Consider the following 14,302-nt stretch of genomic DNA (forward strand, 5'->3'; position numbering starts at 1 on the left):
AAGAAAATGGGGAGTTTTTCCAGGTCGAATCGGAAAGGAGAAGAGGACCGCCACGTTAGGGAGACATTCTAAAGCGGTCGGATGAGACCCCTGTCCGGCGGATCGATTTGAATTTTCAGGCGGGTATCAACAGCTCCGGCCGGCCGAACAGAAATCCCTGGCCGAGATCGACCCCGATCTCCCGGACGACCGCCAGCTCTTGTTCGGTCTCGATCCCTTCCGCAACAATCCCCCGGGTCGTATAATTTTGCAGTGCGAAGACCAGGTCCTTTAAAAACTTTCGGAATTTCAGGGAGGAGACCGCCTGAAGCAGGGTCGAGCGATCGATCTTGATATACTCCGGAACCAACTGTGCGATGAAGGGGAAGGAGACGAACCCCGCCCCGAAATCGTCGATGGCGAGTTGGAACCCCTGCGCGCGCCATTTTTCGGCGAGCGCGAGGTAACTCTCGACATGATGGCTATGCAGCGCCTCCGTCTCCGAAATTTCCAAAATCACATCGATTCCTTCCGGTTTTTGCATTAATTCGATCTGATGCAAAAGATGGAAATCGACATTCAGGAAGAGCCTCGCTCCCTGCAAGCCGAGCCGCTGCGCCTCGTTCAGCTGGGAGGAGAAGCAGAGCCGCTTCAATTCGTTTAGCTGACCGATCGCCTGATATCGCTGAAAGAGCTCCGGGGCCGTCAGCTTTCCTTGCGGATCCCGCGTCAGCGCTTCGTATCCGATCGACCGGCCTGAGCGAAGATCGACGACCGGCTGAAAGACCACCTTGATACTCCGCTCATCAAGGAGATACTCCTCCGCCCCGATGTGAATCTTATCGTCCCCTTGTTTGGCGATATAGAGCGATCGGTCCGCCAGGCTGATCAACCCATCGATCGTGACGCCGTGTTCCGGGTAAAAGGCCACCCCGACGCTGATATCGAGGGGAAGCTGAGCCTCTTCACCTAGTTTTTTCACCGCGCTCCGAATCCGCTCCGCAGTAATGAGGACCCCTTCCCGAGAGGTGTCGATCAGGAGGACGGCGATCTCATCCCCCCCCCACCGAAAGACCAGATCGATCTCTCGGATGCACTCCTGAATGCTCTGCGCCACCGACTTTAAGACCCGATCTCCGGTCTGATGGCCGAGGGTGTCGTTGATCGATTTAAAATGATCCAAATCGCAAAGGAGAATCGCGAGACAACTCCCCTTCCGATCAGCCCGCGCGATCTCCTCGTCTGCGCGAAGATCAAAATAACGGCGGTTGTAGAGTCCCGTCAACGCATCGAGATTCGCCTGCCGCGCCAGCGCCTGTTCGGCCTTCTTCCGTTCGATGACTTCATTTTGAAGTACCTGATTGGCGGTTTTCAGCTCAATGGTCCGTTGGAGAATCCGGCTCTCCAGCAACTCATTTATTTTTTTCGTCTCTTCTTCGGCCCTTTTCCGAGGGGTGATATCGGTCATCGCCGTCCGGCAGCGCCGGTCGCCCCCCTCCTCTTCGACAAGAAGGCTTTCCAGTTGGACGTAATACGAAGTGTTCCTCCCGTTCATTTTTATTTCACAGTGCCGTCGGCCGCCGCCGTGGAAAACCGCGGCGAGATGATCCCGAAAATGGGGTTGATCTTCTTGCGCAACGTAAAGGGTAAAAGGTTTTTCAACGATCTGCTGCCGCTCCATTCCCAACTGGTCCGCGCCGGTCAAATTGACTCCGAGGATGAGACCGTTGCAGTCGAATGTAAAGTAGCCGAGGGGAGCGAAGTCATAAAGATCCGAATATCGATTTCGAGACTCCTCCAGCATCGCCTGGGCTTCCAGAAGCGCCTCGTTCTGCATCTCCAGTTCAATGTGGTGGGCCTGCAGCTCCTGGAGTAAACGCGCCATTTTATCCGGAGTCGATCGTTTTGATGTTTTGTTTTTACCTTGAAGTTTTTCTTGGGACCGCTTATCGGATGATTTGGTTGGACGATTTTTCATCGCGGATCTCCATCGCTAAAGAAAGGGGCGAAAAACACTCGGATCGCGCGGATAGGAGAGAAAGAATTCGCAGGGTCGGAAACGATAGTTTAAAACAAGTTTGGTTAAATAGCGATTAAGAAAAATGGGAGTTTTTCCAGTAAGAGGGAGACGAGGGACCTATCCGGACGATGGCGAACGGATCCGACGCTACCGGACCTTCGGGTATTAATCCGATTTGGTGAATTGCATCCCTGTATGGCGGCCGCCTATAATCAGATCACATCGATACCAGCAATGTGAAAGGAGAACAAGCGATGGCAGGAGAGAAGATCCTTATTGTCGATGACAATTCCGATGCGGTTACGATTCTCACGGCGATCTTAAAAAAAGGGGGATATGCCGTTTCAGTTGCGAGAGACGGGGTAGAAGCCCTTCATATGGCCACCGAGAAGCGTCCCGCCTTGATTCTCTTGGATTTAATGTTGCCGAAAATGGATGGATTCGAGGTCTGCCGGCGCATTCGGGACGATCCGGCATTGCGGGATACGATTATTTTTTTCCTCAGCGCGAAAGGCGATACCTCCTCCAAAACACAAGCGATTACTCTGCGGGTAAGAGAGTACATCATCAAACCCTTCACACCGCAGGAAATCCTTGAAAAGGTTCAATACCATCTTTCGACGCCAAAACCCCCGGACATTTTTTCACTCGCTTTTCTGGTGGTGGGTCTCTACAGCCGTCTTGTGCAGCTCGGGCTATGGATCCGCTTGCGTTCGCTTCAAAAGAGGCCGGCGATAAACCGCTTTCCTTTTTGATGCGAGGAGAATAAGAGAGAACCGTTCAAACGGATCAGACGCTTGGATGATCCAGCATCTTCCAAAAAGAAAACCCCGACCGCGAGGAGACCTCGGGGCGGGGTCAAGGGGGGTCGGCTGACCCGTTCGGTGGGCGATCGTCCCTTAAGACCGAACAAAGGACGAGCCTACATATGTTTCCGTTTCAAAAGTAGACGCTTCTGGAAGAAATCTTAGAGGAGCAATCATTTCCTCACCCGGTAGCCGCTTTTCAAACTTGGGTGAATCGGCCGGGACAGGCACCCCTCGGCGGACGAAATTGATCCATTCCACCGTAATCGTCTTGAAATCATTGGCCCAGGGTAGGTGCAAAGCGGTGTAGATCCCAAGCAAAAGCATGTTGATCAATGCGAAACCGGCAAGTCCCTCGAGTCCATAAACGATGTATTCTTGAAACATGGCGCCCTCCTTTGAGAACCTTTAATATCTAACCTGCCCTCTTATAGAGCAAATGGGGTGCCATTATTAAAAATTTAATTATATCAACATATTATGAAATACATCCTGCTCCGAAAGAGACAAATTGTTCCATAATGAAACGACCATTCTGTTCACTTTTGTAACTCACGTTCTCTACAGGATCCAAAATAGAAAAGGCCAAAGGAATGCACCCGATCCGGCCACGAGTTTCTCCTTGGGGGTCAACCGGCGAGTGGCGTACAAGAAGGGGAGGCTTACGGGGGAAGTCAGGAAGCAAGCGGTCAGATAAACCCATTTGGGAGTCCGCTGCGCTCGGACCGGTTCCGGAAAAAGGCTACAGAAGGGGCACTCGACCTCTCCACGCAAAATTTGACCGCAGCGCGCGCAACGCGTACGGCCCAAGAGTTCATCGAGATAAGCTTCCTCGTCTGCCGACATGATCGATCCCGCCTCGAAGAAAATCATATCAAGGTCCGGCGGCGTAAATCAAAGCTTTCTTAATCGATCCGGCTATGCAGCTTTTCCTGTTTCCGGCTCCGGCGCTTGGTAGCGCCGGAGCGCCTCTTCATATCCGCGGGCGTCTTTCTCATTTAGGAAGAAGGCGAGATTGCGAGATTTGTATCCGGTCCAGGGCCCCTTCGGTTCAAACCCGACTGTCTCGGCGGTTTCCAAGTAGTCGACCTCAAATCCATCGGCATAGATCTCTGCGTCCTGCTCCAAAAGAAACCGCAAGAATTCCCGATTGGCCGGGATCCGATCGGTGAGCCGCGCATTCCCATCCGGCGCGGCGTCGTCATCCCGGACCGCCGGCTCGAATTCGACGGCGTCTCTCCTCATTTTTTCCGGAATCTCCACCGCATACCCTGGTAAGAAGGTCGGAAAGGGAGGCGGCTCTCCGGACGGCGGCGCCTCATCCGAATAAACATTCGGATCGGCACCGATCTCTTCAACCCCTCCCTCTTCATCATAGACATGCGTTAAATCGATCAGCACTCGAGTCCTCATGTTTCCTCCTGTCTTCTCTTCTTGAGTCGATCGTAGCTGTTCGCCTTGCCGCTTTCAATGCTTCAAAAGGATTATTCCTCATAATCTCCCGTTCCGGCACAATCTCGACCGTTCCAACGGAGCACCCAAACGGTCTATAATAGATCAGGATCTTAGAGTCATGGCGGATGCGCGATCAATCGATGCGAATCTTCCACCGTTTAACGAGGAAAAAACCCATGAAGCTCTCACTCAAGCCCCAACATCTCAAGCGTTACAAAGATATCGCTCTTCTCTTCTTCAGGTACGGAAACAGCCACTTATTCAAGAATACCGAGTTTGACGAGATCCTCTCCGAGGAGGAACCGCTGTTGGCCGTCGGAAACGAGCCGGAGCGGCTCACCGACGACCTGGAGCGGATGGGACCGACCTTTGTGAAGCTGGGCCAGCTCCTTGCCAGCCGGGCCGATCTTCTGCCGCTACCTTACCTTCAAGCTCTCTCCCGTCTGCACGAAGAGGTCAAGCCGTTCTCCTACGAAGAGGTGGAAAAGATTATCCAGGAAGAGCTCGGCGTGCGGCTCTCAAAGGGATTTTCTTACTTCAACCCGGAGCCGCTTGCGGCCGCCTCACTCGGTCAGGTCCACCTCGCCGCCCTTCGTGAAGGACGACCGGTCGTCGTAAAAGTACAGCGTCCCGGCATCCGTTCTCAGATTCTGGAAGACATGGAGGTGCTGGAGGAGATCGCCGCCTTTCTTGAGGCCCATACCGAGGTGGGAAAGCGTTATCAATTTGTGAAACTCTTCGATGAGATGAGAAAGAGCCTTCTGCGTGAGCTCGACTATCGGAAGGAGGCGGCACAGCTCGCAGCGCTGGCAAACAACCTGCGTGAATTTGTACAGATTCAGGTCCCCCTTCCGATCGACGATTATACAACCTCGCGGGTTTTGACGATGGAATATGTCTCCGGGAAAAAGATCACGTCACTCGGACCGTTGGTCAGCCTGGAGGTCGATGGAGCGAAACTGGCCGATGATCTTTTTCATGCGTACCTGAAGCAGATTCTAGTCGACGGTCTCTTCCATGCCGATCCGCACCCAGGGAACATCTACGTCACCGATGATCGGCGGATCGCTTTGCTCGATCTTGGGATGGTCGGGCGCGTTGCCTCCTCCACACAGGAGCATCTGCTGAAGCTGCTCCTTGCGATCAGCGAAGGGGAGACGGAAAGCGCGGCGGATATCCTCATCCGGATCAGTGAAAAACGGGACTCTTTCCAGGAGATGGAATTTCGACGGAAGATTTCCGAGTTGATCATCGAGCAGAAGGACGCTCCCCTTCAGGAGATCGACGTCGGGAAGGCGATCTTAGGCTTGGTCCGCCATGCGGTGGAGCATGGGCTGAAAGTCCCCCCCGATCTGACCTTGCTTGGAAAAACGCTGCTTCAACTCGACCAAGTTGGAAGGACGCTGCAACCCTCCTTCAATCCGACCGACGCGGTCCGCCGCCATGTCAGCGGGATCATGGAGCAGCGGGGATGGAAGAGCCTCTCCCCCGGACAGATGTGGGGTTCCCTCCTGGAGATGAAAGATTTCGTCGGAAACCTGCCGACAAGGCTAAACCGCATCCTGGATGCCCTGGTGCATTCCGAGCTGGAGGTGAAAATCCGGCCGATGGAAACCGAGCTCTACCTGGCCGGCTTCCAGAAGGTGGCCAACCGGATTACAGCCGGTTTGATCCTGGCCGCCTTGATCGTCGGCGCGGCCCTGCTGATGCGGGTGGAGACCTCTTTCCGCATCTTGGGGTATCCCGGCCTGGCGATGCTCTGTTTTTTGGCGGCCGCCGGAGGGGGGTCCTGGCTGCTGATCAATATCTTCATCCAAGACCATCGGGACAAGGCGCGGCGGCGGTGATCCTTAACCCTCGTGAGCCAAAACCTGTTTGCCTAACTCCTTGCTACGCAGCCGACGGATAAGTCTCCGGCGGCTCCCGCTGCTCCCTTGGCTCGATGTAGTACGGATGGAGCGCCCCCGTTTCATCGAGATAGATAAAAGCATCGTAGCGGCGCAGCATCATCGACGGCACATAATTTCCATACCGCTCCAGATCGGGATGGTAGACGACACCAATCGCGCGATGGTCCACGGGCCGATATCGCTCCTGGTCGGGTCGTTGATCGAGCTGATTGAAAATGAAAATCCGGTCCTCCGTCGAATCCCGATGAAGCCTCTCTTCCCAGCTCCCCTGGCGCGCCGGCGGCACCGGCATGATCTCCATCGGCGCCTCCCACTCCACCGCGGCGACGACACTCCCCCGGTACGACCCGAAGCCGACCAGAACGGCATTCTCTTCCCCGTGCCGCTCGCGCACGAGCTGGCCGACATTGATCATTCCCGCCTCGGCCATATTGGTCGCGCGGGCATCCCCGATATGGGTGTTGTGTTCCCAGACGATCGCCTTCGCCGAAGGCCCGTGAAACTGCATCAGACGATCGAGCGTGTCGGTCATGTGACAATCTCGGATGTTCCAGGAAGCCGCCCCGCCGCGCACCATCGTCCGGTAGTAACGCTCCGCATTCCGGACGATAAGCGCATTCTGCTCTGCGCTGAACAGCGCTTCCCGGTCGTTCGGGAACTCCCGTATTTTCCGCCGGAGCATCGTCAAGATCTGAATCACCTCGGTTTCGCACGAAGCGGGGACGAATGCGGTCGCCCGGGCATACTCTTGTGCATCTCCCCCGTACGGCTCAAAACAACGATACGCTTGCTTGGCCGCCCGGGCCGCTTCCGGATCGATCCGGCTCAAGTACTCGACCACAGCATGCATCGAATCCCAGAGGCTGTAGACATCCAGACCGTAAAAACCAACCCGGTTTTCTTCCGAAAGGGCTTGATTGAATCGATGGAGCCATTCGGCAAATGCCTCGACCTCTTCGTTGGCCCACATCCAGGTCGGCCAGCGATTGAATTTCTTCAGTACCTCTTCCGCGCTCTCTCCCGCGTTCGGCCTCCCTTTCACATATCGATTGACCTCGTAGCAGTCGGGCCAGTCTCCCTCCACCGCAATGAAGGAGAATCCCTTTTCCCGGATCAGCCGCTCGCTGATCTGATCCCGCCAGGTGTAATACTCGGAGGTGCCATGCGAAGCCTCTCCAAGCAGGACGTACTTGGCCTCTCCGATCCGATCCAGGAGGGGATCAAGGCGCTCCGGCCCGCCGAGCGGCTGGGCGATTTCCTGAAGCGCCCTCCATTTTTTCTCCTTTTCCGGCGGACGACGCGACCGTTGGTTCGGGTTCTTTTCCATGGCGCGCTCTTTTATCTATCGGTTTAATTTTTAGGTTAGCCGCTCGAGCAGGGTGAGGGCAATTCCCCGAAAAGAAGTAGAACCGTTTCTTTTGTCCCGATCCGGTTCCGTTGTATAATGGCCGGATGCATCTTCACGATCTGGTTCAGTTGACCGCCCGGGTTCGGGAAACGACGCGTAAGAACGAGAAGATCACCCTGATCGCCGATTTTTTTAAACGGACGGCGGGACCGGAAACGGCCCTCTGCGCATCCTATCTCACCGGCACCCTTCCTCAAGGAAAGATTGGAATCGGCGGACGGTTGATTGGGACAACGCTCTCTATCGAGAGCGTGCCGCATTCGTCTCTGACACTTCAGGAGGTGGACGCTTGCTTCCAGAAGATGGCTGAAGAGCGCGGCGCCGGTTCGGCCGGACGGAAGATGGCCGCGCTCCAACGACTTCTTCAACAAGCCGATCCCGACGAGCGCCGCTTTCTGGCGCAGCTGTTGATGGGAGAACTTCGCCAGGGGGCGCTTGAAGGACTGGTCTTGGAAGCGATCGCCAAAGCGGCCGCTCTTCCGGCCCCCGAGGTCCGACAGGCGATGATGTTTTCCGGGAACATCGGCGAGGTGGCGCGGGTTGCCCTGGAAGAGGGGGGTGTCGGATTGGGGCGATTCTCACTTCGCCTCTTTTCCCCGGTGGCTCCGATGCTCGCCCAGACCGCCGACACGGTCGATGAGGCGATCGAACGATTGAGTGAAGCGGGGTTTGAGTTCAAACTGGATGGGGCGCGGATTCAGGTTCACAAAGGGGGCGAGGCGGTTAAGATCTTCACCCGCCAGCTTCAGGAGGTGACCGACCGCCTCCCGGAGATTGTGGAGTGGACCCGAGCCTTACCGGTGGCGGAGATCATTCTGGAGGGGGAGGCGATCGCACTTCGGCCCGACGGAACGCCTCAGCCGTTTCAGACGACGATGCGGCGGTTCGGCCGGATGAAGAATATCGAGGCGATGCGGCGGGAGATCCCGCTGACCTCCTTCTTTTTTGATTGTCTCTACCGGGAAGGACGCTCGCTTTTATCTCTTCCTTATCGGAAGCGATTCGAGAACCTCTCTGAAGTCATCCCGCCTGACGCGCTGATTCCGCAAATCATCACAGCCGATCGAGAGGAGGCCGCGCGGTTTCAGCGGCGAGCGCTGGAGGCGGGTCATGAAGGATTGATGGCGAAGGGGCTTGCGGCCCCCTACACCGCCGGACAGCGCGGATCGTATTGGCTGAAGTTGAAGACGGCCAAGACCCTTGACTTGGTGGTCCTGGCGGCGGAGTGGGGAAACGGCCGCCGGTCGGGATGGCTCTCCAATCTTCATTTGGGGGCGCGGGATCCGGAGAGCGGTCAATTCATTATGTTGGGAAAGACCTTTAAAGGACTCACGGACGAAATGCTTCAATGGCAGACGGAGAAGTTTCTCGCGATGGAGACGGCACGGGATGCTTGGACGGTTTATCTCCGGCCCGAACTGGTGGTGGAGGTTGCCTTTTCCGATGTACAGGCGTCGCCCCGTTATCCGGCCGGGATGGCCCTCCGTTTTGCGCGGGTCAAGCGTTATCGGCCGGACAAGCCGGCCGACGAAGCCGATACAATACAAACGGTGATGGAGATCTTCAGGCGAGAAACGCGATTAGACATGAGATAACAAGAGCGGGAAGGGGCAAGTCGCCTTCCAAATTTTCGCGATTCTATTGCACCTTTCGCTTTGAAAGGAGAATTTTCTCCCCTTCCTTAAAGGTAACCTGAATCTTGTCCCACGAAAGACGCTGGGTCACCACCCCAAGGCCAAACTGGGCATGATCGATTAAATCATTCTGCTTGAAGGGACCGGCAAAGGTATACGGCTGCTTCTTTTTTGATGAGGATGACTGGACCAACTGTTCCCAAGCATGCTCCAGCTTGGTCTGTTTTGCGGCCTTTCGGGCGGGGGACTCTCCCGCCGCAGGATTGACATACCGATGGAGCCCGCCGCACGTCTTACACTGCACCTTGGCAACCCGCTCTCCCACCATCGCTGCAATTGTATGGTCGAGGGGAAGCTTACACTTCGTGCAAACCGAAGTGATCTCTTCTCCAACCTGATATTTTTTCGTTGTACTCATTGCACCCTTTCTCAAAAAGTTTGGTTCATTTTACTCCTTTTTGAGGGAAAATGCCACCTTAAACAATGAGGGGACTGGGGGTGCGCTCGAAGTGTAAATACGTCGGTAAAAAACAGGGCTCTCCGATCAGAATCACCTGGGATAGATCGTTAACCCATTGAAAAAACCTTTGCCCGCCGGCGGTTCGCCCTACAATATCGGACGGCCGCCGGCGGGCACTGACTGATGCCTGCGGATAAGACGTCATTTACAAACGGATCTACCGACTCGGTTCTTCATCGGTGTTCGGCACAAAGAGTTCATTCTTTGGGTCCATGAACTCATTGTCCAAACCCGGTTCGTCGACAAGATTGCGGCCTCCGCCCATTCCTTCGAATTCCTCTTCATCCCCGATCACCTCTCTGGCGACAATCACCGGGTCTCCTTCTTCAATGTTTTCTGTCACCTCCGAATCGAATTCGGTCTCAAGATCCCGCTCAATCTCGCTGCGGTCGAATCGCCGGACCGTCCCGGTCACCTCCACGTTTTTTCCTTTCAGATCTTGTGTCACTGAAAGGGGATGCTCCGCAATCACGAAAATTGATTCTCCTCCATTATCTTCAATCGTAAACGCCCTATTTCCATAGGACTCTTCAATCTCCCCCTGGAGCTTTACCTGTTCTCCAATGTGATCTCCCGGTTTCTCGGCAACTTCTTCGACCCGGACATTCTCGGTAGCGCATGCCGCCAACAGGAAAAGAGAGAAGAAACCCCCTATCCACTTCAACGGATTAAGGTAACGATTTTGATTTTGAATCATGATCTCCTCCATGTGTATGTCTATTAGATGGCCTCTCATGCTCCGGCAGAGAGACAAGGTCTAACTCAGCCGAAAGCGACCGCTGCAATAAGGTCCATCTATAACTCAGCTTAGACATTTTATTCGGGGGTTGGCAATTCTTCCAAAAGGAGTAGAGAAGAATCGCCCGATGGAGGGGTGTTGTGCATCGAAGGGAAGCCACCTTTTGCTTCTGAGTGGAAGCGAAGCAACGACATTGTTCAAAGCACATACAGTGGCGTAGACAAAATCACCGCTGAAAGAGGTCTGCAAGATTTTCAGCCATTAAAACTGCCGGATCAGCGGCTTGGTCCCACTCCCACGCTCCTGAAGCCAGCGGGAGAGGGGGATTAGCTGGCGCTCTTTGAAGCGGATGCCGATCTGCATGAACTCCAGCGTCTGCGCCAGCGCCCGTTCGGCGGCGGCGACCCGGTTGGCCGGGTCGCTGAAGAAAGCGTGGATCTCCTGGTACCACGCGTCACGCCACAAGGCGCGGGTTCCCTGGATAATCCGCATGGCGCCGACGCTCCCCCCCTTCTGGCGCAGCGGCTGCCAGCGGGCTTTGATGAAATTCCACGCCTCCTCCTGCGCCGTCGGGTTGGCGAGCAGATACCGAACCGGCTTCCAGACGTCCTGCGAGCGGACCTCTTCCGAGAGAGAAAACTCCAAGAGCTTCCGGGCCAGATCGGGCTTGGCAAAATCGGCCAGCGCCAAGAGGTACCGGTCGCGATCTTCGGGGGTCGCGGCGGTTTTGAATTTCTGGACGAAGCGGTCGAATCCGGAGCCGCCGTCGGTCCGGGCGGTCAGACGAACAAGCGGCGTGGTCAGGGTCGGATCGATCGAGGTCGGCTTCGCCTGATACCGTGTCCACCGCCGGGGGAGCTCCGAGAGGATCTCTTCATCCTGCGCCAGCGCCCCCATCGCCCAGAGGGCGGCGGCGCGGGTGAGCCGCCGCTCATCATCCTCCCCGGGCGCCGGGTCCCAGCCGACCTCTTTCCAGACCGGCTCGAAGAACTCCTTCACGAGCGCCTGAAACTTCGGCCGATCCTTCGGCATCACCAGCTGATTCGAAAGGGTCTCGAAGTATCCCGCCGCCGCCTCGACCACGACACGGGTTGCATCCCCCTTGAACCGGACGAGCATCTCCATGAAGGTCACGATCGAGAGATCGCCGCTGACGCTCAGGGCCCAGAGATGATTCAAAAATCCAATCCGCTCCGGGGCGGAGAGGGCCGTCGTCGCGATCGGCTGAAGGGCGTCTCGGAGGGGACGGTTGTATTCGGTCCGGAAAAAGCCCCTCTCCTCTGCATTCCCGTAGACCCAGCGGACCGCCCCATTTCCGGGAAGGGGGACCGGGGTGACCCGGTTCTTGAGAAGCACCCGGTGGGTCTGAAGACCGGTGTCATCTTCGTATTTCAACGTAAAAGGGACCGACCAGAGGAGCGGGGAAGCCTCGCCGACGGCGCGGCCGGCCGCGAAGAACCGCCGCTGCTCGACCGTAAGATTCCGGAACTGGCTCTCGGAGGCCTCCAGGGAAATAAGGGGGAAGCCCGGTTGGGTAAACCAATCTTTGGCGATCGCCGAAACCGGCTGGCCGGAGGCCGCTTCCAAGGCGGTCCAAAGATCGGACGAGACGGTGTTTTTGTACTGGTGCGCCTTCATATAGTCGCGAATCCCTTTTCTGAAGGCCTCTTCTCCCAAGAACTGCTCGATCATCCGAAGACAGGCGGCCCCCTTCTCGTAGGTCAACGCGTCGAACATCTCTTCGATTTGCGCCGCGCTGGTCACCTTCGCCTGAATCGGCCGGGTGCTCTGCAACGCGTCGACACCGAGGGGAATCTGCTTCTCCTGCTGAAACTCCACCCAGGAGTTCCACTCCGGCCGCCACTGATCGACGATCTTCACCGCCAGCCAGGTGGCGAACGCTTCATTCAGCCAGAGATCGTCCCACCACTCCATCGTCACCAGGTTGCCGAACCATTGGTGGACGATTTCGTGGGTGATGACATTGGCGACCCCCCGCTGGGTCCCGGTCGAGGCGAGCGTTTCATCGAGCAAAAGGCGGGAGTCGCGGAAGAAGATCGCCCCCCAGTTCTCCATCGCCCCCATGGCGAAGTCGGGAACGCTGACGAGATCGAGTTTGGGATAGGGGTAGGGGAGATCGAAATAATCGTTCAGGAGGGGAAGGACCGCCGAGGTCACTTTCAGAGCAAAGTCGCCGAGGTGAAGCTGGCCTGGCACCGTCCAGAGGGCGACGCGGGTCCCGGCCACCTCGATCTCCTTCGATTCCAGGCGCGCGACCGCCAAGGCGAGAAGGTAGGTCGACATGACCGGCGTTTCATCGAAGGCGACCGTCTTCATTTTTCCATCGGCCTTCTGATCAACCACCGGCATGTTCGAGAGGGCGGTCAGATGTACGGGAATCGTGACGGTGAGGCGAAACCGAGCCTTCAACCCCGGCTCATCGAAAGAGGGAAACATCCGGCGGGCGTCGGTCGCCTCGAACTGCGTGAAGGCGTAGGTCTCGCCGCCGGCCTGCGCTTCATAGAGGCCGCGAAGCTGCCGGTTCAGTTTGCCCGAAAACCGAAGCTGCAACGCGGCCGGTCCGGCCGGGATCGCTTCGGGGAAATGGAGGGTGATCGTTTCGGAAGGAGAATCGGCGGAGACGCGGGCCGGAAGAGACGCGCCGCTTCTTCCCCCCGTCGCCTGAGAAACCTCCAGCTCCAAGGCATGGAGGGTGACGGCATCGGTCGGCTCCGCCACCTGAATTTCAATCGTCACCTCCCCTTCGAACCGACGCTCCTCGGGAACAACGGTGAGTCGAAGATGGTACAGCTCAGGCCGGACCCGCCCCGGCAGGCGTCCTTCGATCAATGGGCTCATAGATCTCCTGTCTAAAGATAAAATGACGTGAGGCGTAAAGGGTGAGGCGTTAGGGGTCAAGTCAAAAGAGTTAAATCTTACTCCTAACGCCTCACATGTTTCGTCATTATAAGACAGACCGGTGCCGAGGGCAAGCCGGAAGGCGATCTATTTGGTTTGGAATTGTGTGCGGTAGTCGGAGGGGGATTTCCCCATCTTGCTCAGAAAGACTTTGCTGAAATAACCTTGCTCTGAGAAACCGACCTCGCAACTGATCTCTTTGATCGTTCGATGCGGATCTTTGAGGAGCTGAATCGCGCGGTCGATCCGGATGGCGGTGAGGTAATCGTGAAAGCCGACGCCGCACTCTTTTTTAAACGAGGCCGAAAGATATTTCGGATGAAGCGAAACCGCTTGACCGATCTCCTCCAGCGAAAGCTCCGGCGAGCTGTAGTGCCGATCGATGTATTGCACCGCGCGGCGCATTTTCAGCGAGAGATGATCGAAGTCGATTTTCAGATTCCGGTGCACCCGCTCGAAGGGATCGGAGCTGAGGAGGCGGGCGATTTTTTGTTCTAGTTGATCGAGATTCCACGGCTTGTCGATAAAGCCGTTGGCGCGCACATCCAACAACTGCGTCAGCAGCTCTTTGGTGCCGTATGCGCTGGTAAAGAGGATCGGGACCACCCGGTCGATCTGGCGGATCCTTCGGTAGAGGGTCACGCCGTCGGTCTCTCCCAGGCGATAATCGAGGATGATCAGATCGAGATCCCTTCTTTCCTGGACAATGCGAAGGGCATCGTCTGCTTTCTCTTTCTTGATCAGCTGATATTTGTCTTGGAGGATGATCTCCAACGACTGCAGGACCGATGCATCGTCATCCACCGCCAAGATGGTTTTCTTGTGGGGATCGGGTCCGAGGGTGGCGATCTCTTTTGCTTCTAAGTCTGTCAGGGCCATAGGTTTATTCCTATACAGGATGATTTCAAGCTT

Annotated in this window: 11 protein-coding genes; 3 read left to right on the forward strand and 8 right to left on the reverse strand. The window is 56.3% G+C overall.

Going from position 1 to position 14,302, the window contains the following annotated elements; translation table 11 throughout:
- Positions 1-115: 115 nt before the first annotated feature.
- Positions 116-1,864: a diguanylate cyclase gene (locus MCM46_09255; GenBank protein ID MCG3111992.1), complete on the reverse strand. Its 1,749-nt coding sequence runs from the start codon at positions 1,862-1,864 to the stop codon at positions 116-118.
- A 389-nt stretch (positions 1,865-2,253) separates the two neighbouring features.
- Between MCM46_09255 and MCM46_09260 the strand changes: the two genes are divergently transcribed.
- The gene (locus MCM46_09260; protein MCG3111993.1) at positions 2,254-2,754 is read left to right on the forward strand and encodes a response regulator; all 501 of its coding nucleotides are present in this window, start codon (positions 2,254-2,256) and stop codon (positions 2,752-2,754) included.
- A gap of 144 nt (positions 2,755-2,898) precedes the next feature.
- Here the strand turns inward: MCM46_09260 and MCM46_09265 are convergent, their stop codons facing one another.
- Together MCM46_09265 and MCM46_09270 are read right to left on the reverse strand one after the other, a co-directional pair.
- On the reverse strand, positions 2,899-3,192 hold the full coding sequence (locus MCM46_09265; protein MCG3111994.1) for a hypothetical protein: 294 nt from the start codon (positions 3,190-3,192) through the stop codon (positions 2,899-2,901).
- A gap of 531 nt (positions 3,193-3,723) precedes the next feature.
- A complete protein-coding gene (locus tag MCM46_09270) occupies positions 3,724-4,218 on the reverse strand; it encodes a hypothetical protein (GenBank protein MCG3111995.1) in 495 nt (164 codons plus the stop codon).
- Between the two features lie 218 nt (positions 4,219-4,436).
- On the opposite strand from MCM46_09270, the gene MCM46_09275 reads away from it, so the two are divergent.
- Positions 4,437-6,107, forward strand: a complete 1,671-nt coding sequence (locus MCM46_09275; protein ID MCG3111996.1) for an AarF/UbiB family protein — start codon at positions 4,437-4,439, stop codon at positions 6,105-6,107.
- A gap of 43 nt (positions 6,108-6,150) precedes the next feature.
- Here MCM46_09275 and MCM46_09280 read toward each other — a convergent pair whose 3' ends face one another.
- Positions 6,151-7,497 carry an erythromycin esterase family protein gene (locus MCM46_09280; protein ID MCG3111997.1) on the reverse strand — a complete coding sequence of 449 codons (1,347 nt, stop codon included), beginning with the start codon at positions 7,495-7,497 and terminating at the stop codon, positions 6,151-6,153.
- 125 nt (positions 7,498-7,622) lie between these two features.
- Between MCM46_09280 and MCM46_09285 the strand changes: the two genes are divergently transcribed.
- Positions 7,623-9,173, forward strand: coding sequence for an ATP-dependent DNA ligase (locus MCM46_09285; protein ID MCG3111998.1), 1,551 nt, complete (start codon positions 7,623-7,625; stop codon positions 9,171-9,173).
- A gap of 43 nt (positions 9,174-9,216) precedes the next feature.
- Here MCM46_09285 and MCM46_09290 read toward each other — a convergent pair whose 3' ends face one another.
- From MCM46_09290 to MCM46_09305, 4 genes are all read right to left on the reverse strand, one after another.
- Positions 9,217-9,630, reverse strand: a complete 414-nt coding sequence (locus MCM46_09290) for a hypothetical protein (GenBank protein MCG3111999.1) — start codon at positions 9,628-9,630, stop codon at positions 9,217-9,219.
- A gap of 259 nt (positions 9,631-9,889) precedes the next feature.
- Positions 9,890-10,429, reverse strand: coding sequence for a hypothetical protein (locus MCM46_09295; protein ID MCG3112000.1), 540 nt, complete (start codon positions 10,427-10,429; stop codon positions 9,890-9,892).
- A gap of 303 nt (positions 10,430-10,732) precedes the next feature.
- Positions 10,733-13,330, reverse strand: coding sequence for an ERAP1-like C-terminal domain-containing protein (locus MCM46_09300; GenBank protein ID MCG3112001.1), 2,598 nt, complete (start codon positions 13,328-13,330; stop codon positions 10,733-10,735).
- 147 nt (positions 13,331-13,477) lie between these two features.
- Positions 13,478-14,269: a response regulator gene (locus MCM46_09305; protein MCG3112002.1), complete on the reverse strand. Its 792-nt coding sequence runs from the start codon at positions 14,267-14,269 to the stop codon at positions 13,478-13,480.
- Positions 14,270-14,302 lie beyond the last annotated feature (33 nt).

The sequence above is a fragment of the Candidatus Manganitrophus morganii genome (assembly GCA_021651055.1).
In the GTDB taxonomy this organism is placed as follows: Bacteria; Nitrospirota; Nitrospiria; order SBBL01; family Manganitrophaceae; genus Manganitrophus; species Manganitrophus morganii.

Excerpts from the sequence above, each read along its gene's own strand:
- MCM46_09255 (MCG3111992.1), bottom strand. The coding sequence starts at position 1,864 with ATGGCGCGTTTACTCCAGGAGCTGCAGGCCCACCACATTGAACTGGAG.
- MCM46_09260 (MCG3111993.1), top strand. The coding sequence starts at position 2,254 with ATGGCAGGAGAGAAGATCCTTATTGTCGATGACAATTCCGATGCGGTT.
- MCM46_09265 (MCG3111994.1), bottom strand. The coding sequence starts at position 3,192 with ATGTTTCAAGAATACATCGTTTATGGACTCGAGGGACTTGCCGGTTTC.
- MCM46_09270 (MCG3111995.1), bottom strand. The coding sequence starts at position 4,218 with ATGAGGACTCGAGTGCTGATCGATTTAACGCATGTCTATGATGAAGAG.
- MCM46_09275 (MCG3111996.1), top strand. The coding sequence starts at position 4,437 with ATGAAGCTCTCACTCAAGCCCCAACATCTCAAGCGTTACAAAGATATC.
- MCM46_09280 (MCG3111997.1), bottom strand. The coding sequence starts at position 7,497 with ATGGAAAAGAACCCGAACCAACGGTCGCGTCGTCCGCCGGAAAAGGAG.
- MCM46_09285 (MCG3111998.1), top strand. The coding sequence starts at position 7,623 with ATGCATCTTCACGATCTGGTTCAGTTGACCGCCCGGGTTCGGGAAACG.
- MCM46_09290 (MCG3111999.1), bottom strand. The coding sequence starts at position 9,630 with ATGAGTACAACGAAAAAATATCAGGTTGGAGAAGAGATCACTTCGGTT.
- MCM46_09295 (MCG3112000.1), bottom strand. The coding sequence starts at position 10,429 with ATGATTCAAAATCAAAATCGTTACCTTAATCCGTTGAAGTGGATAGGG.
- MCM46_09300 (MCG3112001.1), bottom strand. The coding sequence starts at position 13,330 with ATGAGCCCATTGATCGAAGGACGCCTGCCGGGGCGGGTCCGGCCTGAG.
- MCM46_09305 (MCG3112002.1), bottom strand. The coding sequence starts at position 14,269 with ATGGCCCTGACAGACTTAGAAGCAAAAGAGATCGCCACCCTCGGACCC.